This window comes from Vagococcus entomophilus (genome assembly GCF_003987595.1).
Taxonomy (GTDB): domain Bacteria; phylum Bacillota; class Bacilli; order Lactobacillales; family Vagococcaceae; genus Vagococcus_E; species Vagococcus_E entomophilus.
Genome location: NZ_NGJZ01000005.1, coordinates 75,716 through 99,940, shown reverse-complemented (window position 1 = coordinate 99,940; position 24,225 = coordinate 75,716). Strand labels below are relative to the sequence as shown.

General features: G+C 39.1%; 20 protein-coding genes. All 20 read right to left on the bottom strand.

Features of this window, described 5'->3' with window-relative positions:
• Positions 1-14: 14 nt before the first annotated feature.
• Positions 15-1,445: an Asp-tRNA(Asn)/Glu-tRNA(Gln) amidotransferase subunit GatB gene (gene gatB / locus CBF30_RS11690; RefSeq protein ID WP_126827105.1), complete on the bottom strand. Its 1,431-nt coding sequence runs from the start codon at positions 1,443-1,445 to the stop codon at positions 15-17.
• Between the two features lie 3 nt (positions 1,446-1,448).
• Entirely contained in the window at positions 1,449-2,915 is a 1,467-nt protein-coding gene (gene gatA, locus CBF30_RS11685; protein WP_126827102.1) for an Asp-tRNA(Asn)/Glu-tRNA(Gln) amidotransferase subunit GatA, read from the bottom strand.
• A complete protein-coding gene (gatC, locus tag CBF30_RS11680; protein WP_126827099.1) occupies positions 2,915-3,220 on the bottom strand; it encodes an Asp-tRNA(Asn)/Glu-tRNA(Gln) amidotransferase subunit GatC in 306 nt (101 codons plus the stop codon). The genes gatA and gatC overlap by 1 nt, the downstream gene beginning before the upstream one ends.
• Positions 3,221-3,304: 84 nt before the next feature.
• Positions 3,305-4,432 (bottom strand): CamS family sex pheromone protein, encoded by a 1,128-nt coding sequence (locus CBF30_RS11675; protein WP_170169019.1) that lies wholly within the window; start codon positions 4,430-4,432, stop codon positions 3,305-3,307.
• A complete protein-coding gene (gene ligA, locus CBF30_RS11670) occupies positions 4,425-6,413 on the bottom strand; it encodes an NAD-dependent DNA ligase LigA (protein ID WP_126827139.1) in 1,989 nt (662 codons plus the stop codon). Before ligA ends, CBF30_RS11675 begins: the two co-directional genes overlap by 8 nt.
• A 72-nt stretch (positions 6,414-6,485) precedes the next feature.
• Positions 6,486-8,720, bottom strand: coding sequence for a DNA helicase PcrA (pcrA, locus tag CBF30_RS11665; protein ID WP_126827093.1), 2,235 nt, complete (start codon positions 8,718-8,720; stop codon positions 6,486-6,488).
• 166 nt (positions 8,721-8,886) lie between these two features.
• Positions 8,887-9,642: a 3-oxoacyl-ACP reductase gene (locus CBF30_RS11660; RefSeq protein WP_126827090.1), complete on the bottom strand. Its 756-nt coding sequence runs from the start codon at positions 9,640-9,642 to the stop codon at positions 8,887-8,889.
• Entirely contained in the window at positions 9,642-9,875 is a 234-nt protein-coding gene (locus CBF30_RS11655) for a DUF2829 domain-containing protein (protein WP_126827087.1), read from the bottom strand. Before CBF30_RS11655 ends, CBF30_RS11660 begins: the two co-directional genes overlap by 1 nt.
• Positions 9,865-10,743: a MurR/RpiR family transcriptional regulator gene (locus CBF30_RS11650; RefSeq protein ID WP_170169018.1), complete on the bottom strand. Its 879-nt coding sequence runs from the start codon at positions 10,741-10,743 to the stop codon at positions 9,865-9,867. Before CBF30_RS11650 ends, CBF30_RS11655 begins: the two co-directional genes overlap by 11 nt.
• Before the next feature lie 85 nt (positions 10,744-10,828).
• Positions 10,829-12,256: a PTS transporter subunit EIIC gene (locus tag CBF30_RS11645; protein ID WP_126827081.1), complete on the bottom strand. Its 1,428-nt coding sequence runs from the start codon at positions 12,254-12,256 to the stop codon at positions 10,829-10,831.
• Positions 12,257-12,270: 14 nt separating this feature from the next.
• Positions 12,271-13,155, bottom strand: a complete 885-nt coding sequence (murQ, locus tag CBF30_RS11640; RefSeq protein ID WP_126827077.1) for an N-acetylmuramic acid 6-phosphate etherase — start codon at positions 13,153-13,155, stop codon at positions 12,271-12,273.
• 4 nt (positions 13,156-13,159) lie between these two features.
• On the bottom strand, positions 13,160-14,218 hold the full coding sequence (locus CBF30_RS11635) for a DUF871 domain-containing protein (protein ID WP_126827074.1): 1,059 nt from the start codon (positions 14,216-14,218) through the stop codon (positions 13,160-13,162).
• A gap of 126 nt (positions 14,219-14,344) precedes the next feature.
• Positions 14,345-15,502 (bottom strand): cation:proton antiporter, encoded by a 1,158-nt coding sequence (locus tag CBF30_RS11630; RefSeq protein ID WP_126827071.1) that lies wholly within the window; start codon positions 15,500-15,502, stop codon positions 14,345-14,347.
• Between the two features lie 112 nt (positions 15,503-15,614).
• The gene (gene typA / locus CBF30_RS11625) at positions 15,615-17,453 is read right to left on the bottom strand and encodes a translational GTPase TypA (protein ID WP_126827067.1); all 1,839 of its coding nucleotides are present in this window, start codon (positions 17,451-17,453) and stop codon (positions 15,615-15,617) included.
• Positions 17,454-17,577: 124 nt separating this feature from the next.
• Positions 17,578-18,357 (bottom strand): inositol monophosphatase family protein, encoded by a 780-nt coding sequence (locus CBF30_RS11620; RefSeq protein ID WP_126827063.1) that lies wholly within the window; start codon positions 18,355-18,357, stop codon positions 17,578-17,580.
• Between the two features lie 11 nt (positions 18,358-18,368).
• Complete coding sequence (locus CBF30_RS11615) at positions 18,369-18,641, bottom strand: UPF0223 family protein (RefSeq protein WP_126827060.1); 273 nt, start codon at positions 18,639-18,641, stop codon at positions 18,369-18,371.
• 272 nt (positions 18,642-18,913) lie between these two features.
• Positions 18,914-20,320 carry a dihydrolipoyl dehydrogenase gene (gene lpdA / locus CBF30_RS11610; RefSeq protein ID WP_126827057.1) on the bottom strand — a complete coding sequence of 469 codons (1,407 nt, stop codon included), beginning with the start codon at positions 20,318-20,320 and terminating at the stop codon, positions 18,914-18,916.
• A gap of 7 nt (positions 20,321-20,327) precedes the next feature.
• Positions 20,328-21,953, bottom strand: coding sequence for a dihydrolipoyllysine-residue acetyltransferase (locus CBF30_RS11605; protein ID WP_126827053.1), 1,626 nt, complete (start codon positions 21,951-21,953; stop codon positions 20,328-20,330).
• Between the two features lie 41 nt (positions 21,954-21,994).
• On the bottom strand, positions 21,995-22,972 hold the full coding sequence (locus CBF30_RS11600; protein ID WP_126827050.1) for an alpha-ketoacid dehydrogenase subunit beta: 978 nt from the start codon (positions 22,970-22,972) through the stop codon (positions 21,995-21,997).
• Positions 22,973-22,974: 2 nt separating this feature from the next.
• Positions 22,975-24,087 (bottom strand): pyruvate dehydrogenase (acetyl-transferring) E1 component subunit alpha, encoded by a 1,113-nt coding sequence (pdhA, locus tag CBF30_RS11595; RefSeq protein ID WP_126827045.1) that lies wholly within the window; start codon positions 24,085-24,087, stop codon positions 22,975-22,977.
• Positions 24,088-24,225 lie beyond the last annotated feature (138 nt).

Below are 24,225 nucleotides of genomic sequence, written 5' to 3'. Positions count from 1 at the left end.
ATTTGCCAATCCAGTTATTTTTTTGCCAATTCTTCTTGAAGTAATTTATTCACAACTCCTGGATTTGCTTTTCCTTTTGTTGCTTTCATAATTTGCCCAACTAAGAATCCTACAGCACGGTCTTTTCCATTTTTGAAATCTTCAATAGACTGTTGGTTATTGTCCAAAATTTCTGAAATAATCGGCAATAATTGCGCTGGATCAGATAATTGAACGAGCCCTTTTGCTTCTACAACTTCTTTTGCATTGCCACCATTTTCAATCAACTCTTTGAAGACTTTTTTAGCAATTTTAGAACTAATTGTTCCATCTGCAATCAATTGAATCATTCCAGCCAAGTTTTCAGGGGTAAGTTTCGTGCCTACAAGCTCTAGTTTTTCACTATTTAAATAAGCAGATACTTCTCCCATCAACCAATTTGATGCTTGTTTGGCATCTGCACCGTTTTTGAGGGTTTCCTCAAAAAAGTCAGACATTTCTTTGGTTGCAGTAAGAACCTGTGCATCATATTCAGGAAGACCTAATGCCTTGATGTAACGTTCGCGTCTAGATTTTGGAAGCTCTGGCAAGCTAAGACGAATTTTTTCAACCCAGTCATCTGAAATCTCAAAGCGTGGAATATCTGGTTCTGGGAAATAACGGTAGTCACTTGACCCTTCCTTGACACGCATAAGCAACGTTTCTCCTGTGGATTCGTCATAGCGGCGAGTTTCCTGCTCAATCACTCCACCAGAAAGAAGAACACGTGCTTGACGTTTTTCTTCGAAAGCAAGACCTTTTTTAACAAAGGTCATCGAGTTTAAGTTTTTCAGCTCAGCCTTTGTCCCAAATTCTTCTTGTCCATAAGGTCGAAGTGAGATATTTGCGTCACAACGCATAGAGCCTTCTTCCATTTTCACATCACTAACCCCAGTAAATTGAATGACCGATCTTACAGCCTCCAAATAAGCATAAGCTTCCTCTGGTGACCGCATGTCTGCTTCTGAAACAATCTCAATCAAAGGAGTTCCTTGGCGGTTTAAGTCAACGTAAGAATAGCCATCTGATCCATGGATATTCTTTCCGGCATCTTCTTCTAAATGAACACGTTCGATTCTAATCTTTTTCTTTTTACCTTCTACCTCAATTTCAATCCAGCCATCATGTCCAATCGGTTCATCAAACTGTGAAATTTGATACGCTTTTGGATTGTCTGGATAAAAATAGTTTTTGCGGTCGAAATGTGTCTGTTGAGATATTTCGCAGTTGAGTGCCAAAGCTGCTTTCATCCCGTATTCAAGTGCTTGTTTGTTCATTACAGGCAAGACACCTGGATAACTCCAATCAATCACATTCGTATTGCTATTTGGTTCTGCTCCAAAGTGAGCTGGTGTTGGGGAAAAAATTTTCGAATTTGTATTTAATTCTACATGGATTTCTAGCCCAATAACTGTTTCAAAATTCATTGCTTATTTCCCCCCTAAAATTGCTGGTTTTTCTTTATGATAATCAGTTGCTTGTTCAAACGCATAGGCTGCTTTATACATGGTGGCTTCGTCAAAAGGTTTTCCGATGATCTGTAACCCTACAGGCAAATGATCCTTACCAAATCCACAAGGAATCGACATTCCTGGTACTCCTGCTAAGTTGACTGGAATCGTTAGAATATCATTCATGTACATTGTAACTGGATCACTAATCTCACCCAATCCAAATGCAACAGATGGTGTTGCAGGACCGATAATCAAATCATAATCATTAAACACTTGTTCAAAATCTTGTTTGATTAAGGTTCTAACTTGTCCAGCTTTTTTAAAGTACGCATCATAGTATCCTGAACTTAACGAGAATGTTCCTAACATGATCCGACGCTTCACTTCTAAACCAAAGCCTTCAGAACGAGAGTTTATATAAACATCTTCCAAGTTTTGAACATTTTTTGAGCGGTATCCATAACGAATCCCATCAAAACGTTGTAAGTTTGACGACGCTTCTGATGAGGCAATAATATAATAAACTGCCACCCCGTATTTTGAGTGTGGTAAGCTTACTTCATCCACTGTTGCCCCTAGTTCTTTGAAGGTGGCAACTGCTTTTTCGATTGCTTTTCGTACTTCTGGTTGTACGCCTTCTCCCATATACTCTTTTGGAATCCCGATTTTCATGCCCTTAATATCTCCTGTAAGCCCTGCGGTAAAGTCAGGTACAGAAACACCAGCACTAGTCCCGTCACGCTCATCTAACCCACTAATCGCGTTTAAAACGAGCGCATTGTCTTTAACATTTCGTGTCAACGGTCCAATTTGATCTAAGCTTGAAGAAAAGGCGATTAATCCAAACCGTGAAACACGTCCATAAGTTGGTTTTAAGCCCACAATTCCGTTAAACGCAGCGGGCTGACGAATACTGCCCCCAGTATCGCTACCCAGTGACACTGGAATTTGACCTGAAGCAACTGCTGCTGCTGAGCCGCCAGAGGACCCTCCTGGTACTTTCGTTTGATCCCAAGCATTTTTAGTCTTTTTAAAATAAGAAGTTTCCGTACTTCCGCCCATAGCAAACTCGTCCATATTCAGTTTGCCGACTGGAATCATGTCAGATTGATACAACTTTTCCATTACTGTTGCGTCATAAACCGGATCAAAATTGTAGAGAATTTTACTAGCAGCTGTTGTACGTAAATCCTTTGTGACAATGTTGTCTTTGATGCCGATTGGAATACCCGCTAATGGATTTTCAGTTGTAATGCCTTTAAGATCAATTGCTTTTGCCATTTCGAGCGCTTTTTCTTCATTTAGTGCTAAAAAAGCCTCAATCTTAGGATCTTTTTCCTTGATTTGAGCAAAGGTTTCTTCCGTCAAATCAGTTGCTGTAATTTCTTTTGATACAAGTAAATCATGTAACTCTGTTAAATTCAGTTCGTTCAATTTCGCCATTATGCACCAGCCTCCCCATTATCCATTATTGCTGGTACTTTAATATAGCCGTTTTCTGACTCTGGTACATTTTTCAACAGTTCATCACGACTCGTACCCGTTGTAGCAACATCTTCACGCATCACATTAATACTTGGTGTCACGCTTGTAGTGATTGGTACACCTGTAGTATCGACTTCTTCTAAAAGCTCTACCATCTCAATAATTTTTCCTAATTGTTCCGTAAATTGATGAACCTCTTCATCAGGAAAAGATAGTTTTGCTAGTTTTGCTACATGTTTTACCTCTTCTTCATGAATTGCCATACTTACCCCTTCTTTCCTAACTATTTCTACTCAACTATTCTATCACAAAGAAGCAAAAGATAAAAAGCTCCTCGTTATTTTTTCTTAATTAAATATATGTGCGCTGATACTCTGTGCGTCACTTGACTTGGATAAATATGCTTGTGGCCCTTCTTGAGAGCTGATTTGAATTTCTAAATCAGTCTTCTCAGTAAAGGTTGATTCGGCTTTTTTCCCAACATATTGGGTGAAACTTGTGATTTCTGTTTTACTATAATATTTCGTCTGTATAGTTACCGTTAGTTTATTTAACTCATTATCCTTGTAATAAGCAACACCTGTAACGCCACTAAGATTTGGAAAAAATCCTTGAATATCATTTTTAAATGAATTAAATTTACTGTTTAGGCCATCCTTTGTAGCTAAATTACTGTCATTGTTAATTACAGGCAAAGATACGTAACTTTCATTGATATCTGCCCATTTTGAAACCTTGGTTGCCCCATTTTTACTAGTTGCTTGGGCAAAATAATGCCCACCAGCGATATCATCTTCTGGTGCTTGTTCGAACAACGCAATGGTAATTGGAATTGATTCTGCCCCTTTCAAATCTCTAACTTTTTCTAAAAGTTGATTGGCTGCCTCTTTGCCTTTTTCAATCATTGTCGCCTCATCAATAGTAGTAGCAGATTCCGTCGTATAATACACCTTATTTAATGCAATTCCAAGGGTGATTCCTTCGAGTTTTTGAGTATCTTTATTAATAAAGTCTGCTTCTTCTACTTGTTGAAAAATAATTGGATTAGCCTTTTCTTGTTCTTCCGTTTGACTTGAAATTTGCGGATTGAGACCTTCTGGATTTTCTGAACTTTTTCTTCCCAGCCATTTTTTTAATGTTTCAGCAGTAATCAATTGACCTTCTCGGTAATAATAATTATTTACTGAGAACGAATCTTGCGACACATTTAGCAGACCTTTTTGAAAATTAGCTAAGTTATAATTGCTATTCAAGCGACTAGCAGACATTCCCCGAGCTGCACTTGTCTGATATTTTCCGTTTTCCATTAAAGCTTGATAAACATTACTGTTTACACGACCAGTGGTGATCGTAGCATTATTTGTACTGGTGTTAGAACTGGATTCTGTCTTTGCATTTTGTAAGTTCCCACATCCAGCTAGCAGTGCGCTAGAACAAATAAGCGTCAGGCTGATCTTTTGAATTTTTTTATTCATGTGTCTGGCTCCTCTCAATTGCCTGTACCATCTGTTGTTCATCCCAAACTTCAATTCCCAAGCTTTCCGCTTTACTAAGCTTACTCCCAGCTTCTTCTCCAGCAACGACAATATCGGTTTTTTTTGAAACACTCCCTGTTACCTTTCCACCCAGAGATTCGATTCTGTCTTTGGCCTCTTCTCGAGTAAAATGGGTCAATTTTCCTGTTAGCACCAGTACTTTTTCCTTAAATGGGCTCTCAACTTTCGCTATATCAGCAGAAGTTTTACCAAGATAGCGGACATTTACCCCAACTTGTTTTAACTCAGAAATTAGCAGTTGAACTTCATTTTTAGCAAAATAAGTTGCAACACTATCCGCAATAACCATCCCCATGCTATCAATCTCAGCGATTTCTTCGTTTGTTGCTTGGCTAAGCTTGTCAATTGTTCCAAAATGCTCTGCAAGCGTCTTAGCCACTTTTGCCCCCACATGACGAATACCTAAACCAAATACCAAGCGTTCTAAAGAATTCGTTTTGCTTGCCGCAATCGCACTTAATAAATTATTAGCCGATTTTTCTTTAATTTTTTCTAGAGTTAATAGCTCTTCTTCGTTTAGTTTGTATAAATCCGCGACATCTTTTACAAGTTCTTTTTCAAACATTTGCTCAAGCACTCGTGGCCCTAATCCTTCAATGTTCATTGCGTTTCTTGAAACAAAATGGTTGAGACCTTCTTTCATTTGAGCTGGACACATCGGATTGATACATCGAAGCGCTACTTCCTCATCTAAATGAACCAGTTCACTTTGACAAACAGGACAATAAGTAGGAATTACACAGGGGACACTATCTGACTTTCTAAACTCTGTTAACACACGTGTTACTTCTGGAATAATATCTCCAGCTTTATGAATCATCACTGTATCGTTCAAACGAATATCTTTTGCTTGAATCAAATCTGCATTGTGTAAGCTTGCTCGTGATACAGACGTTCCTGCCAAACGAACAGAATCCATTACCGCAGTTGGTGTAACCACGCCTGTGCGCCCAACTGTCCATTCGATTGCCCGAATGATTGTTTGTGCTTCTTCGGCCGGAAACTTGTAAGCAATCGCCCACTTAGGTGCTTTTACTGTGAAGCCAATCTCTTCTTGCGCTTTAAAACCATCTACCTTAATCACGATTCCGTCAATTTCGTAGTCTAATTGTGAACGTTTTTCTTGAAATTCTTGAATATACGCCCATACTTCTTCAATAGAGGAACAGATGCGGCGTTCTTGATTGGTCCGTAATCCTTCTTGATCCAATTGATCAAGTGCTTGACTTTGCGTAGTAGCACGCAACTCGCCAAAGTCAGCGATTGTATATAAAAATGTACTTAAATTTCGTTTAGCCGCAACCTTGCTATCTAATTGTCTTAAGCTTCCCGCAGCAGCATTTCTAGGGTTGGCAAAGACTTCTTTTCCTTGTTCTTCACGCTCGGTATTAAGCGCAACAAATGATTTTTTAGGCATATAACACTCGCCACGTACTTCGATATTTAAAGGACGTTTTAGTTTGAGTGGAATCGAGCGAACCGTCTTTAGATTCTCAGTGATTTCTTCTCCAATCACACCGTTTCCTCTTGTCGCTCCTCTGACAAACTTTCCGTTTTCATAAGTCAACGAGATAGCCAAACCGTCAATCTTGAGTTCACATATGTAGGAAACTGGCTCTTGTGTTAATTTGCGCAATCGCTGATCAAAATCTTCCAAATCCCCTTTTGAGAAAGCATTTCCTAAGCTGAGCATTGGAATTGTATGCGTCACTTTTTTGAAACCTTCTAGTACTACGCCGCCTACTCTTTGAGTAATCGAATCGGCAGAGCTAAATTCTGGATACTCTGCTTCAAGCGTGACTAACTCTTTATATTTTTGATCGTAAAGAGCATCTTCTACAGAAGGGGCATCTTTTACGTAATACTCATAAGCAAATTGATCTAATTCATCACGTAACATTTCAATTTTTTTCAAAGCATTTTGCCTTGTATCTTTGGCATCTGTCACAAGTATTGGCTCCTTTCTGTTCGATTAAACTTTTTCGATTGGGGCAAAGGCAGCCAGCAAACGTTTAATTCCCTGTGCTGGAAATGCTACATCAAGCTCCAAGTCCTTTGCTTGTCCACTGACTTTTACAACTGTCCCTACACCCCATTTTTTATGCTTTACTTTCGCTCCTACAACCCAGCTATCTTGTTCGCCTCCAGTAGATACTTTACTTGAGACCGTCGTCTGTTGGGGTTGTTGATAAAAAGATTTTTTTGGTGCACTGGAAGGAATTCGCGCTGCGGCACCCCCACTGCCTGAGCCTGCATGGATCAATAACTCTTGATCCATTTCATCTAAAAATCTTGATGGTCGATTGTACTGCGTTCTGCCATAAAGCGTTCTGGAAAACGCATTTGTCAAAAATAATTTTTCTTCTGCTCGTGTAATCCCTACGTAAGCAAGTCTACGTTCTTCTTCTAATTCTTGTTCTTCTAATAGCGCACGCGACAAGGGAAAGACGCCTTCTTCCATTCCCATTAAAAATACAACAGGAAATTCCAAGCCCTTCGCAGCATGAAGCGTCATTAGGGTGACTTGTGCTGCATCTTCTTCAAGATTATCAATATCTGAAACAAGTGCTAAATCATTCAAGAAAATCGACAATTTTTCCTGGTCCTCTTCTATCTCATGATCTTCCTTTGCATATTGAGCATCAAAAGCATGCGTTACACTGAGAAATTCTTCCAAGTTTTCCAAACGATTTTGTGACTCCAAAGTATTTTGTCGTTTTAGTTCTTCTTCATAACCTGTTTTATCCAACACTTCTTTCACAAGCTCTGTAATCGATAAAAACTCAACCATTTTTTGTAAGTCTTGAATCATTAAGCCAAAGTTTGCCAACTCTTTCCCAGCTTTTCCGGAAATATTCGCCAAATCAACATTCACCGCTGCTTCAAGCAGCGACCAGTTGTGCATCGTTGCAAAACTCCGTAACTTTTCAATAGAAGCTTGTCCAATTCCTCTTTTAGGTTCATTGACGACTCGAGCAAAGCTAAGAGAGTCCATCGGATTTGCAAGTAAGGATAAGTAAGCTAAAATATCTTTGATTTCTTTACGATCATAGAATTTGTGTCCCCCAATCATTTTGTATGGAATGTTTGATTTTAGGAGCATTTCTTCCATTACCCGCGACTGGGCATTGGTTCGATACAAAATGGCGAAATCACCGTAGTTTTTACCAGAATCTTTTAGTTCTTCTTGGATACTTGAAACGACATACTGCGCCTCCGTACGCTCGGACTCTCCTCGATAGTAGATAATTTTTTCACCTTGAGTATTTTCTGTCCATAATTCTTTTTTCTTGCGGTATGTATTATGATTAATCACCGCATTGGCTGCTGCTAGGATGGTTTTGGTTGAACGATAATTCTGCTCAAGAATCACCACTTTAGCTTCTGGATAATCTTTTTCAAAATCCAATATATTCTGCATATCCGCCCCACGCCAACCGTAAATACTTTGATCTGCATCTCCTACAACACAAAGATTCTTAAAGCGGTGCGCTAGAAGATTAACTAGCGTATATTGTGCATGGTTGGTATCTTGATATTCGTCCACATGGATGTAATGGAATTTATTTTGATAATAATTAAGCGTATCCGGTTTCTCATTAAATAAACGAATTGTATTCATAATTAAATCATCAAAGTCCATACATTGGTTGTAACGCAACTCCTTTTGATAAGCAGCATAGCATTTTCCAACCATCTGCTCAAAAAAGTCACCTTGAAGTTCTGCATATTTCTCAGGTGTCTGCAGCGCATTTTTGGCATTACTTACCGCACTCAAAAAACTTCTAGGATCATATTTTTTAGGATCAATATTTTGCTCTTTGACAATTCTTTTCATCAATGTGAGTTGTTCGGACCCATCAATAATCGTGAAGTTCCGGTTATACCCAATCTGGTCAACATCTCTTCGCAAAATCCGCACACACATAGAGTGGAAAGTAGAAACCCAGACATCCTCTGCTCCGTATTCCATCAAACGTGCTACACGTTCTTTCATCTCTTTTGCTGCTTTATTGGTAAACGTAATCGCAAGAATATTCCAAGGATTAACCTCTTTTTCTTCGATTAAGTATGCAATTCTATGGGTTAGTACTCGGGTTTTCCCACTACCAGCACCAGCCATTATGAGTAAGGGTCCATCTGTCTGTAAGACAGCCTCTTTTTGTCTTGGATTCATACCGTTTAGTAAGGAATTTTTATTGGCCATATCGAACTTCCTCTCTTTTTCAATCTTTTTCATTATACCAAATATTAGGCGAACTTTCTTTAAAAAAACTGTAAGTTTATTGGATTTTCACGTAATTCTTTATGGACAAAATATAAAAAGAACGGACCGTAATCGCTTACTGGAGTCCCTTCTTTTACTTTTCCTGTTATTTGCACAACCAACCACCATCAATCGGGATAACGGCACCATGAATATAATCTGCCGCTTCACTTGCTATAAATAGCGTCAGTTTTGCGACCTCTTCTGGGTTAGCCCAACGTCTTGCGGGAGTTTCATTTGCAACCCACTGTGCCATCTCACCTGAACCCGAAAAATCGGCAGCATTCATTGGTGTTTTTATGGCTCCTGGAGCTAATGCATTAGCCCGAATACCTAGCGCTGCATAGTCATGAACCAGTTGCTTTGTATAGCCAATAATCGCGTGTTTAGAAGCAGTATAGGCTGCACCACCACCACCAGTAATCAGCCCAGCAATAGACGCCATGTTCACAATTTTTCCTTTTTTTCGCTTCAACATACTTGGCAAGACTGCATTCGTCACTAAATAGGTTCCCTTTACGTTGACCCGCATCACTTGATCCCACAACTGTTCGTCAGTCTCCAACGTTGGTTTATAGGCATCAAGTATCCCCGCTGTATTGATTAAGACATCAATTTGTTTCGTCTTCTCCAAACATCGCGCAACTGCTTGGTCAACTTCGAACTTATTTCCCACATCTGCTTGAGCAAAGTAAAAATTGGCGTGTTTTGTTAAACACTGCTCCATCTCCGCAACATCCACACCAAAAACCGTTGCACCCACAGATAAGAAGGTCTTGCACTGCGCTTTCCCAATACCAGAAGCTGCACCAGTCACAAATACAACCTTTCCTTGCCAACTTGTTTCTTCACTAAGTTCCATCAATGTTCCTGATCCTCTACTAGAACCCAGTCCTCAGCAAGAACATCACATACATTGGGCGTCCACATACTATAGGCTTCATCCTCTGTTTTAATCAAGAAGTATGGGTTCAAAACATCCTCCATAAAGCTCGTTTGGTCAACCTTTAAAACAAATAACTCCGTGCCTTCCCAGTTGCTTCGAACCGCTTTTTTTCCTTTTTTAATTTCTGGTAAAATCTCTTCAAATGTCATATTTTTTCCCCTCTATTTTATATTCTTTCCATTTTTGGACTGATTTTTTTGTTTTTTCTAACTGTTCAATCGTTGCAGCGTAGTTTTTAGAAGCATAGGCAGTAAACAAAATATCTACTGTATAAAGTTGAACCAGTAACGAACTAGTCGCCGCACTTCTCAAAGACGCTTCTTCACCACTTGCCGTAAGCAACAAGACATCTGATTGCTGTGCCAATGTCGATTCTTTATTCTTTGTTATGACTATAATCGTTGTCGCTGATTCTTTGGCCACTTGTGCTAGCGCACAAAGCTCTGAGGTTTCACCAGAATTCGACACTAAAATCAACACTTTTTTCGGTACTTTTGCTACAAAAGAAGTTGCCATTAAATGAAAGTCCATGGTGTGATAAACCATTTTCCCGATGCGTGTTAATTTTTGATAAATATCTTCTGCTACCAAACTAGAGGCTCCTACACCCGCACAATAAATCAACTCTGCTTGATCAATCGCTGCTACCGCTTTTTCAATCATCTGATTTTCTAACAATTCATTGGTTTCTTCAAAAGCATAAGCTACTTTTACATTTAATTTTTTTTTGATTTGGCTAATTTTTTCATCTTTGACAATCTCTGTGTAGATTTCTTCTTCAAGTTGTGGCAACTGAGCGGAAAGTCGTAATTTTAAATCCGTAAAGCCTTCAAGTCCCAAAGACTTACACAAACGAATAATGGTCGCAGGGCTTGTCCGAGCTTCCTTTGAAACTTCTTGCACACTCATATGAACGACTCGACTTAAATTTTTTAAGACCCAAGTGGCTAGGGTCGCTTCTGACTTTTTCAGCTCTCCCAAATGTTCTTGAATACTTAAAATAATGTTTTTTTGCATACGGTCACCTACTCTCATGATTATCATACCAAAAATAGAAAAGACAACCAATAACTTTTTGTTATCAGCTGCCTTTTCATAGTCTTTATTTTTTATATTTTTGTGGAATACCAAAGAAGAACGTGATGACAAAACCACCAAGATATCCGGCTAATAGACCCAAGACATACCCCCACCATCTACCACCAGCAATTAGGGGAATCAAGGCTACACCACTAGGACCAATAGAGGTAGCCCCAATATTTCCAAGTAACCCTAAAACGGCACCACCAATACCACCACCCAAGCAAGCTGTAACAAATGGTTTGCCTAACGGTAACGTCACTCCGTAAATTAAGGGTTCACCAATTCCCAAAACACCAACTGGCAGTGCACCTTTGATCAGTTCTACCAACTCTTTGTCTTTATGACAACGAATCCAAAGCGCACATGCCGCACCCACTTGCCCAGCTCCTGCCATGGCTAAGATTGGTAATAACAACGTTTTTCCAGTTTGACTAATCATTTCCAAATGAATAGGAGTTAGAATTTGATGCAAGCCAAACATTACCATGGGTAAGAAGGTAGCACCCAGTACAAATCCAGAGAATGCCCCTCCAATATTTAAAATAGCGTTCAAAACTCCTACTAAGCTATTCGAAATAGCACCCGCGATTGGCATTAGTAGAAAAATAGTGATCAAACTCATAATAAGTAACGTAATCGTCGGGGTAATAATAATGTCCAATGAATCAGGAACAATTTTATGCAATCTTTTTTCTAAAAGTGACATTAGAAAAACCGCAATAATTACACCGATAATGCCACCCTGACCTGCTGAAAGATTTCCCCCGGTAAAAATATTTGGTAATGGTTTTTCAATATTCATTCCAGTTAACAACGTCACTCCGCCGAGTACACCACCAAGGCTTGGGTTACCACCAAATTCGGTGGCACTGTTAATTCCCACATAAATGACTAGATAAGCAAATACTCCATTCTTAATAATGTTCATCACTGTAATAATATTTTCCCATGATGCACCAGAAATATCTCCAGCTAGAAGCATATTCCCTAAAACTGAGGCAATCCCACCAATAATTCCTGCACCCACAAATGCTGGAATTAACGGGACAAAAATATTAGAAATGGACTTAAGCGCTTTTGACCAAGGTTTTTGATTTTTCTTTTTCACTTCTGCTTTCATCTGCGCCGCTTTGGCCTCTACCCGTTCTTTATCACTCATATTGAATTGAGTCTCAATGGGATCTCCAAGTTTCACACCTGCTTCATCTGCCATTTTTTGTGCCACTTTATTTACAAGACCAGGTCCAATCACGACTTGAAGCGTGTCATCTTCCACCACGCCCATTACTCCATCAATCGCTTTTAATCCAGCTAGATTCACTTTGCCATCATCATTGATGCCCATTCTGACCCGTGTCATACAATGGACAATTTTATTCACATTGCCCATCCCGCCTACTTGTTCGTATATCTCGCGAGCTAAACGCTCTTCTTTTTTTTCTGCCATTTTTCTTTCCCCCTTTAGTTGTTTCGAATGAACCCTTTATTTTGTTTCAAACGCTCTTTTGCAGTCTCAAGCGTACAATCAGACAAAATCATCATGATGGCTAATTTGACTTCTTCGTTTGACTCTACAAATGCCTTATGAGCGATGTCACGCGTACAATCCGTTGCTTCCATAATAATGCGGTGCGCACGCTCTACTAATTTTTCATTTGTTGGTTTCACATCTACCATCAAGTTTTTATACACTTTTCCGATTCCTATCATCGAAGCAGTTGAAAGCATGTTTAGCACAAGTTTTTGTGCAGTCCCTGCCTTAAGTCGTGTCGAACCCGTTAAGATTTCTGGTCCAACTTCAACCTCAATTGCATAATCAGCATACTGACTGATTTTAGCTCCTTGATTACAAGCGATTGTCACTGTGGGTGCTCCAACTCCCTTTGCAAATTGAAGAGCACCAATCACGTAAGGTGTACGACCACTTGCAGCAATTCCAACAACTGTATCCTTATCAGTTAAATGCAAAGTCTGTAGGTCCTCTTTTGCAAGTGTTTCGGAGTCTTCTGCCCCTTCTACAGCCACTGTCATTGCTTCCATGCCTCCAGCAATAATGCCTTGTACTTGTTCTGGCTCTGTTCCAAAAGTTGGCACACACTCCGCAGCATCTAAAACCCCTAAACGTCCGCTTGTTCCTGCCCCCATGTAGATTAGGCGCCCACCTTTTTCAAAGGAATGTGTAATTTCTTTGACTGCTTTTTCAATTGTAGGCAAAGCCTTTTGAACGGCTAAAGGAACACGCGTATCTTCTTCATTCATTGTTTTAAGTATATCCCTTACACTCATCGTATCCAAGTTCATTGTTTTTTGGTTTCTCGTTTCAGTTGCTAATGCCTCTAAGTTCATTTTATTACTCACTTTCTATAATTTGATATTTTTTTCCTGCTTCAATTAATGGAAGCAACTCACAATCTTTTGAAATTAAATTTCCTACTACATTTACTCGTAAATCTGCCGGCAAATTTCTCTTTGTAATCTGCATTTCCCCCATATATCTACCATACTGCTCATTATCTAATGTCAAACTTCCTGTTGGTCTTTCTTTGGTGTTTTCAGGAATAATTTGTGGAATTTTTTTAAATCTTGCTTCTGCACTGCGAATCACATCTCTGGCATCGTCCATCCGGTTGCTATGCGCTCCGATAATCAACTGTTGATATGCTGGCTGATAAGTTCTTGCACGTAAGGTAACGAGATCTTTTGCAAAGTAATCCGAAAACTGTTTCATCGTGAAAGTATGAATGCTACTATCTCCGATATAAACCTCATCTACCTCTAAATTTTGAAGCAAATCAACCGCTACTGCTAGCGGATGTTTCTGTCGATGATCCTCTAACGTTGGTAGGGTATCGTATAAAGGACCTCTGAGCTGATTGTCACCTGGTGCAAACGCAATTACTTTCATATTTAATTCATGTAACCAATGATTCTTTTGTGCGAACCACTTACGATCAAGGCCAGTTTCCATTCGAGGATAGTAATTGTGCCATAATTCCATATTTTTCTTGTTGGCATCATACTCATCAAGCTGTTTTACAAATTCTTCTGATAATGTGCTCGCATTTAGCCCAACCGTCATCGTTTTTGATACCTCTGCAATTTTCTCTGGCTCAATACCATAGTCCATTCGAATCCCTGTAATTCCAATTTCTTTTAATTCCTGAGGATTGTCCAAAGAAAAACCAATTTCTTCTAATGCTTTTTCAGAAATATCCACCATCACATTCATCTTTAACTTTTGCGCAAGCTCTCCTAACTTTTTCAAGCGTGCTACATAGCTGCTTTTATCATCTTCTGGAATGTGCAAAGAAGTGAAGACTCCCTTAAAACCATGCTGTGACATTTCCTTCAAATTTACTTCTACTTTTTCATCTATTTCATTTGCTAAAAAAACGGAACAACCAAGCATATTTTCCACTCTCCTTATTAACCGCTTTCATTATACAATTTAAGAAATAAAATTTCAACAATAATATCTTAATTTTTAAAATTAAGTAATAAAGTTTCTGTAAATAAAAAAATTAGGAAAGAATTCCTAATTTTTTTGCTTTGAAATCATTTTTTTCATTAAAAATGGTGAAACGAGGGTGGTGACAATCGCAGCTACGATACAAACTGAATACATAGTGGACGTAATCAACTTGTGCTTATAGCCAATTTGAACCAAGATTAACGCCATTTCGCCTCTAGAAACCATTCCCGCACCAACGACCATGGCAACTTGGTGCTTGACTTTCCAAATTTTCGCTCCTAGATAGCCTCCCAGCTGTTTAGAGAGAATCGCCAAAATTGCGACTACACCAATCAGCCAAAAATTATTTTTTACAACATCAAATTGGACACTTAAACCAATTGAAACAAAAAAGAATGGCATAAAAAAAAGTGAACCAATAGCTTGCATATGATGATCTACCTCTTTTACCATTGAAGTCCTAGCAAAGCATAACCCCATAAAAAAAGCACCTAATACATCACTCATCCCAACAAATTCTGCCAATACCCCACTGATCAAACACAAGCAAAAGCCTAAAGCAGCAACTGATTGGAAATTTTTTCTTTTTTGAATCCACTTATCCACAAAAGGTAACAAATACTTACCAAACACATATAATAAACCAAAAAATGCTAGTTTTGGAAGAACCAGTAAGCAAATACTAACTAGTGAGACTGCAGACTCTTTACTTGATACAAAACTTGTGAACAAGCTAAGCAAAATAATGACTAAAATATCATCCACCACTGCTGCTCCGAGTGTAATAGCTCCTTCCTCACTATCCAACTTTTTATATTCTCTCAACACTTGAACAGAAATGCTGACGGATGTTGCGCTAAAAATTAAACCTAAAAATAAGACCGCTTGAAAAGAAAGATTCAGCCATTCACCTAAAAAGAAAAAAAATACGATTGGAAATAAGACCCCAAAAAATGCTACAGTCACCGCTGGTCGAAAATATTTTTTTAGAAGAGTTAAATCGCTCTCTAGTCCTGCAATAAACATCAACAGTAACACACCGATTTTAGCCACAGCGTCAATCATTGTATCTGGTTTAAGCCAGCTCAACACCGCTGGTCCTAGTATTACACCCATTACCAATGCCCCAATAACCGTTGGTAACGCTAGCTTTTGGCAGACCCACTCACTAAATTTTGTTCCTATTAAAATAATTAAGGTCATGATAATAAATGATTCCATTCAACAATCCTCCTTGATTTTTAAAACACAAAAAAGCATATGCAAACAAGACTCCTCCCCCCCTGAAGGAAAACGCCTTGAAGCATACGCTCAACCGATTTATAATTAAAACTTAAATTTCTGTCTTTTTCTTTTTAGAAGCTTTCTCACGTTCACTCTTATTCAAGATTTTCTTTCTAAGACGAATACTTTCTGGTGTTACTTCACAAAATTCATCGTCATTTAAGAATTCTAAAGATTCTTCAAGTGAAAGTGTTTTTGGTTTTTTGATTACGCTAGTTTGGTCTTTATTAGCCGAACGAACGTTTGTCATTTGTTTTGCTTTTGTAATATTTACGGTTAGATCATTTTCACGGCTATTTTCACCGATGATCATTCCTTCGTAAACTTCTGTAGTTGGTTCTACAAAAACTGTTCCACGTTCTTCAATACTCATGATACTATATGTGGTTGCTTTACCTGTATCGATTGATACTAGCGCACCGTTACGACGGCCCCCTACATAGCCTTTTACAACTGGTAGATATTGATCGAAAGTATGGTTCATAATTCCGTATCCACGTGTTGCTGCCATAAATTCTGTTGAGTAACCAATCAACCCACGAGCTGGAGCTAAGAATGTCAAACGAATTTGACCATTTCCTGTATTGACCATATCTTGCATTTCGCCTTTACGTTGGCTAAGTGATTCAATGACTCCACCCATGTATTCTTCAGGAGTATCAATTTGAACACGTTCAAAAGGCTCACATTTAGTCCCATCTACTTCTTTTTCAATTACTTGCGGACGTGATACTTGAAGTTCAAAGCCTTCACGACGCATATTTTCAATCAAGATTGATAAGTGAAGTTCTCCACGTCCAGAAACAACCCATGCATCAGGTGATTCCGTTGGATCTACGCGCAATGAAACATCTGTTTGTAGTTGGGTCATCAAACGTTCTTCAATTTTACGAGAGGTAACATATTTTCCTTCTTTTCCGGCAAATGGTGAGTTATTTACTACAAATGTCATTTGTAGTGTTGGCTCATCAATATGCAAGATTGGAAGCGCATCTTGATGATCAAATGGTGTCACTGTTTCCCCAACGAAAATGTCTTCCATACCAGATACGGCAATTAAGTCCCCTGCTTTTGCTTCATCGATTTCTACACGTTGCAGTCCAAAGAAACCAAAGATTTTAGTCACACGGAATTTTTTAGCAGTTCCATCTAATTTCATAAGTGCCACTTGGTCTCCAACTTTGATACGTCCACGGAACACACGACCTATCCCAATACGACCAACGTAATCACTATAGTCCAATAGTGAAACTTGGAATTGAAGAGGTTCATCACTATTATCAACAGGAGCAGGAATGTGCTCCACAATTGTATCAAATACTGGGTTCATTGTAGGCTCTTGATCAGCAGGGTTATCAGATAAACTTGAAGTTCCATTAACAGCAGAAGCATAAATAACTGGGAATTCTAATTGATCTTCGTCTGCACCAAGTTCGATAAACAATTCTAAAACTTCATCTACTACCTCAGCTGGTCGCGCAGATGGTTTGTCAATTTTATTGACAACAACGATTGGCGTTAATTTTTGTTCCAACGCTTTTTTAAGTACAAAACGTGTTTGTGGCATAGTTCCTTCGTAAGCATCTACTACAAGAACAACCCCATCTACCATTTTCATGATACGTTCCACTTCACCACCGAAATCGGCATGTCCTGGTGTGTCCATGATGTTGATACGTGTGTTTTTATAGCTTACCGCTGTATTTTTTGCAAGAATCGTGATCCCACGTTCTTTTTCTAAATCATTAGAATCCATTGCACGCTCTTGTAATTGTGTATGTCCATCTAAAGTATCAGATTGTTTCAATAGTTCATCTACTAACGTTGTTTTACCGTGGTCAACGTGGGCAATAATAGCAACATTACGAATATCATTTCTTAAATTCAAATTATTTTCTCCTCACTCTATCTATCAGGTTTACTTTCGCCATTCATTTTACTCGACTGTTTATTATAACAGACTTTCGCTGTGAAAAACAGTAAATTTTTTTCAGAAAAGCATTTTTTTATTTTTAAACTTTATTTGCATACTCAATAATCTGCTCGTGAGCACGTTTTGTAGCGCATACCACAGGAACTCTCTTCGTATTTAGAATATTGAGTGGTGTCCCATCTAAATTGCTCACAATCCCCCCTAAGGTGCAAACGAGCACGCTCCCTGCTGCGTAGTCCCAAGGCGCGATACTAGATAAATAGGCCACTTGTTTACCTAGCAAAATTTGGATAAATTCGATTCCAGCACACCCAAGCATTCTGACACCTGAGCTTTGCCGAATAATCTCCTGTCCATTTTGCTGATTGGTTTGAAACATGTAGGAATTCATCCCAACTAATCCATCTTCCAAACTTTGATTTTTTATTTTAGGCAAAGCTTGATCATTGCAAAAAACACCAATCTCTGCTCCGCCCCAGTACAAAGAGTTCTTCATGACATCATAGATAAAACCAAGTTTCCCAACCCCGTCTTGATAGTAAGCTAACATAATGCAAAAATTTTCTTGCTGTTTTACAAAGTTTAACGTCCCATCAATTGGATCAATCACCCAGATATTCCCCTTAGCAGACATCACATTATCGCCAAAACCTTCCTCTCCGATGACTTGATCAGAAGGAAAATAGGCCTTAATCTTTTCGACTAGAAATTGTTCAACCTTACGATCCACATTAGTTACTAAATCTGTACGACTGGTCTTTGTTTCAATCACTAAGGGATGATGAATGCTATTTTGTACCCTTGTACCAGCTTCTATGAGCCAGCTTTTAACCAAGCTACTGATTTCCTCAACTTTCATGTTTACTCTCCTTACATTTTTAAGCGGCCCGAAGTCAGTGATTTGGCCTTTTGTACCACACGATATAAAGAATAGCCGGCTATTTCTTCAAATTCTTTCCCCAATTTTTTTTCTTCCCCAATACTTGGAACCACTTTTTTGAATTTTTGGTAAGAATGTTTAAAATCTTCCACCTCCATAGTACTCTCGTAAACTTTCTCAAGTGCTTGCCACAACTCCATGACAATCACGATCTCTTCTTTTGACCAATTATAGTCTAACGGATAACTGTAATTTTCTTTCATCTAGTTTGTTTTCACCTTTATTTTCAGTATTTATTGTCTTTTTTTATTGTATCAAAAAAAGATTGTGGCGTATAGCACAACAATCTTTTAAAAATAGCCCCACAACTTGTGAAAGAAGCAAAGCTCCTTGCTTGTTTGACTCATTATACACTTTCCCTAAAGTTTTAATCTCTAGTTCAATGCTGCCATATCTGTTTACTTATCTAGTCATTTCGCTAGAGAAATAAAAAAATAATCCTAAAAATATGGCTATTTCTAGGATTACTCTGCTATTACATATGAATAGGCATACCAAGAGCTAACTCAGCTGTATCCATTACGGCTTCTGAAAGAGATGGATGAGAGTGAATGGTTAAAGAAATATCTTCTGCATTCATTCCCGACTCAATTGCTAAGCCCAACTCAGCAATCATATCGCTCGCACTAACACCTGCAATTTGCGCCCCAACAATCACATTGTCTTCTTTAGTAGTCACCAAACGAACGAAGCCTTCTGCTTGATCTAATGATAACGCACGTCCATTTCCCGCCAAGGTAAACTTAGAAGCTTTGACACTAAGACCTTGCTCTTTTGCTTGTGCTTCTGTCAAACCAACAGTTGCAAGCTCTGGGTCCGTAAAGGCAACAGCAGGCATCGCGACATAATCAATGGCTACTGCTTTACCTGAAATCGCTTCAGCAGCAATTTTTGCTTCATAGCTAGCTTTATGAGCCAGTGCAGCTCCTGGCGTGATATCGCCAATTGCATAAATACTCGGTACATTCGTACGTCCTTGTTTGTCCACTTTTACAAGTCCACGATCACTCATTTCAACTCCTGCAACATCTAGCCCTAAGTCATCTGTGTTTGGACGACGCCCAACGGTCACCATTACGTAATCCGCATCAACGGTTTGCTCTTTGCCATCCACTTCATATTTAACCGTAACATGATCCCCACTTTCAACGGCTTCTTTCGCCATTGCGTTCGTGATGACTGTGACGCCGTTATCTTGGAAGGATTTTTCAACTAATTTGACCATATCTTTTTCAAAAGTTGGCAATATTTGTGGAGAACCTTCTAAAATCGTCACTTCGGAGCCCAAGTTCGCATATGCTCCACCAAGCTCAGCGCCAATAACACCACCGCCAATAATCACAAATTTTTTCGGAACTTCTGCAAGATTTAATCCTCCAGTTGAATCAAGTACACGTCCGCCAAATTTAAACCCTTTGATTTCAATTGGACGACTACCCGTTGCTACAATCGCATTATTAAAGGAATATGTTTGAGCATTTTCAGGATGAATCACACGCAAAGTATGCTCATCCACAAAAAATGCTTCCCCTTCAATTATCTCTACTTTATTCTTTTTCAATAAAAACTTAATTCCACTTGTTAATTTATTAACGACTTGATTGTCTTTCCACTCTTGTGTTTTAGTAAAATCTAATTGAACATTGTCAGCAGTGACCCCAAAAACTTCAGAATGTAAGGACTCTTGATAATGATGTCCTGCACTAATTAAGGCTTTTGAAGGAATACATCCAACATTTAAACATACGCCTCCGATATACTCACGTTCAATAATCGCGACTTTTTGTCCAAGCTGTGCTGCACGAATCGCTGCAACATACCCGCCAGGACCTGCTCCGATTACAACTGTATCAAGCTCAATGGCAAAATCTCCTACAACCATGTTTTTATCATCCTTCCATTAATAATAGTTCTGGGTCTGCTAATAAACGTTTCAAGTTGTTCATTGCTTTTTGAGCAGTTGCTCCGTCCACAATTCGATGATCAAAACTAAAGGATAATTTCATCATACGACCAACTACAATTTCACCTTCAGTATTTACCACTGGTTGTTGTGCAATTGTTCCCACACCAAGAATGGCTACTTCTGGATAATTAATGATTGGTGTAAACCAAGATCCGCCTACAGAACCGATATTACTAATTGTAATGGTGCCATTTTTCATATCTGCTGCACTAAGTTTTCCTTCGTGTGCAAGAGCGGCTTTTTCATTGATTTCATCCGCAATCGCAAACATACTTTTTGTTTCTGCATTTTTAACGTTTGGAACGTATAATCCTTGATCCGTGTCGGTAGCAATGCCAATATTATAGTAATGTTTGTACACAATTTCTTGCGCTGTGTCATCAATTGAAGCATTTAATACTGGGAATTTACGCACTGTAGCAGTTAAAGCTTTTACAACATAAGGTAAGAACGTTAATTTCGTCCCATTTTCAGCTGCGATATCTTTGAATTTTTTACGATGATCCCAAAGTTTTGAAACTTCTACTTCATCATGCAACGTTACATGAGGTGCTGTATGTTTACTATTGACCATCGCTTTAGAAATTGCCTTACGCATCGGCGTAAGTTTTTCTCTTGTTTCACTTTGTGCTTGTGAAGAAGCAACTGGTTGTGGAGCAGGTGCTGTTGGTGCTGCCTCAGCTGGTGCGCCTGTTTCTGTTTGTGCGACTGGTGCGTCTTGCTTAACTGCTGGTTGTTGCCCATCAGAACTAAATCCATCAATATCTGCACGCGTCACGCGCCCGCCTTTTCCGGTTGGAACAACAGCCTGAATGTCTACTCCTTTTTCACGAGCATATTGACGAACAGACGGCAGTGCTAGGACACGCTTTGCTTGATTGCTTGTCGCATTATTTTGGGTATCGTTCGTTTTAGAAACCCCTGCCGCTGGATCTGCAGCCACAGTAAGTGCCGCTGGTGCCTCAGGTGTTTGTTCTTCAGCTGCTACACCTTCTGTATCATTGTGACCAGGTGCATCAATTTCAATCAAGACATCCCCAACTTGCGCAACCGTGCCTTCTGGTACCACAATATTTTTTACGGTTCCTGTTACAGGTGATGGGATTTCTTCTACTGATTTATCGTTCTGAACTTCAAGTAATGTGTCATCTTCTTGGATGGTATCGCCCGTTTTTACAAACCACTTGACGATTTCTCCTTCTGCAATTCCTTCACCAATGTCTGGTAATTTAAATTGAAAGGCTGCTCCACCCGTACTCGGTTTTTCCGTTGGTGTACTTTTTGGTGCTTCTTGTTCAGCATCTTCATGACCGTTTGCCTCAATTTCAATCAAGACATCCCCAACTTGCGCAACCGTGCCTTCTGGTACCACAATATTTTTTACGGTCCCTGTTACAGGTGATGGGATTTCTTCTACTGATTTATCATTTTGAACTTCAAGTAATGTGTCATCTTCTTGGATGGTATCGCCCGTTTTTACAAACCACTTGACGATTTCTCCTTCTGCAATTCCTTCACCAATGTCTGGTAATTTAAATTGAAATGCCATGTTTGTGTCTCCTTCTTTCCACTTTTTTTCGTGTTATTCGACTAAAATTCGTAAATTTCTTTGACTTTTGCTGCAATGTCAGTTGCGTTTGGTAACCAACTATTTTCAGCCTGTCCAAATGGAAATACTGTATCCGGAGCTGAAACTCTTCCAATTGGCGCTTCTAAAGACAGAATCGCTCTTTCAGAAATTTCAGAAACAACTTGTGCCCCCACTCCTGCTTGTTTTTGCGCTTCTTGCACGACAACTACACGACCTGTTTTTTTAACAGATTGAATGATTGTTTCAACATCAAGCGGTGCAACAGTTCTTAAATCAATGATTTCAACAGAAATGTTTTCTTTTTCTAAGTTGTCTGCAACCTTAATCGCTTCTCGGACCATTGCACCATAAGTAACAATCGTAACATCCGTTCCTTCTTTTGTAACAGCCGCTTTATCAAGTGGCACTTCATAAGCCTCATCTGGAACCTCTTCGCGGAAAGAACGATACAGTTTCATGTGCTCTAAGTAAACAACTGGATCATTATTGCGAATCGCAGAAATTAGCAGTCCTTTAGCATCATATGGATTACTTGGAATTACAACACGAAGACCTGGCGATTGAGCGATTAATCCTTCTAAGTTATCTGAGTGAAGCTCAGGAGTATGGACGCCGCCACCAAAGGGTGCACGAATGGTAATGGGTAAATTTCTTGTCCCTCCCATACGATAACGGGTACGTGCCATTTGCCCTACAACTTCATCCATTACTTCAAAAACAAATCCAAAAAATTGAATTTCAGGAACGGGTCTAAATCCTTCTAGAGCAAGTCCAAAAGCAAGTCCTCCAATACCAGATTCAGCAAGTGGGGTATCAAAAACACGATCTTCTCCGAATTCTTTTTGTAACCCTTCTGTTGCTCGGAAAACTCCACCATTATTTCCAACATCTTCACCAAAAACAAGGACATTTTCATCTGCCTTTAGTTCAGAAGCTAGTGCATCTGTAATTGCTTGAATCATTGTTTTTTGTGCCATGATTATTTCGACTCCTTCGCTTCATAAATTGCAATTTGTTCTTTAATATTTTGAGGCTGAACTTCGTACATATTTTTTAAGAAATCTGAAACTTTTTGCTTTGGTTCTTGATCTGCTGCTTTAATTGCTTGTGCGATTTCTTCTTTTGTTGCCTCAATCACTGCTGCTTCTTTTTCCTCAGACCAAAGTCCTTTATCTGTTAGATATTTTCTAAAACGTGTAAGTGGATCTCTTTTAATCCAAATTTCTTCTTCGTCACTTGTACGATAACGTTTTGGATCATCGCCTGATAGGGTGTGTGGACCATAGCGGAACGTCACCGTTTCAATGAGTACTGGACCATTTCCATTTGCTGCATATTCTCTTGCCTTTTTGGTTGCTGCATAAACTGCAAGTGGATCCATGCCATCAACTTGGATTCCAGGAATCCCAGCAGCAACAGCTTTTTGCGCTAAAGTTGAGGCTGATGTTTGAACAGAACGCGGAGTTGAAATCGCAAATCCATTGTTTTGAATGAAAAATACTGCGTTCGCTTTATAGGCTCCTGCAAAGTTGATTCCTTCATAGAAATCTCCTTGTGAAGAACCGCCATCACCTGTATAAGTGAAGACAACATTTTTCTTGCCACGCTTTTTCAAGCCTAATGCAACACCAGCAGCTTGAACATACTGTGCCCCGATGATAATTTGAGGTGGTAATGCTTTAAGTGATTCTGGATAATGATTCCCTGCAACATGCCCTCTTGACCATAAAAATGCTTCTTTTAGAGGTAAGCCCTGTTGAATCAATTGTGGAACATCACGGTAACCAGGAAGAACATAGTCTTCTTTTTCCATTACAAATTGACTGGCCAACTGACTAGCCTCTTGTCCAGCAGTCGGTGCATAAAATCCAAGTCGTCCTTGTCTGTTTAATGCAGTTGAACGCTGATCTAAAGTTCGCGCCCAAACCATTCTTGACATTAGCTCTATTAATTCCTCGTCAGTTAAATCTGGGAGTAAGTCTTCATTTACGATTTTTCCATCTTCATCTAAGATTTGTACGGTTTTAAAATCATCCTGAATATCGCTTGTTAATGCTTCAAAATCAAATGGATTTATTTTTTTCTTGGCCATTTATATGCATCCTCTCTATTAAAAATATGCTTGTATTACAAACAGAACAAAAAACTGTATTACTTTATTTTTATTCTACTCCTATAAATTATCACGCTTTCATTTGGATTGCAAGTATTCCGGCTCACAATGCTTCAA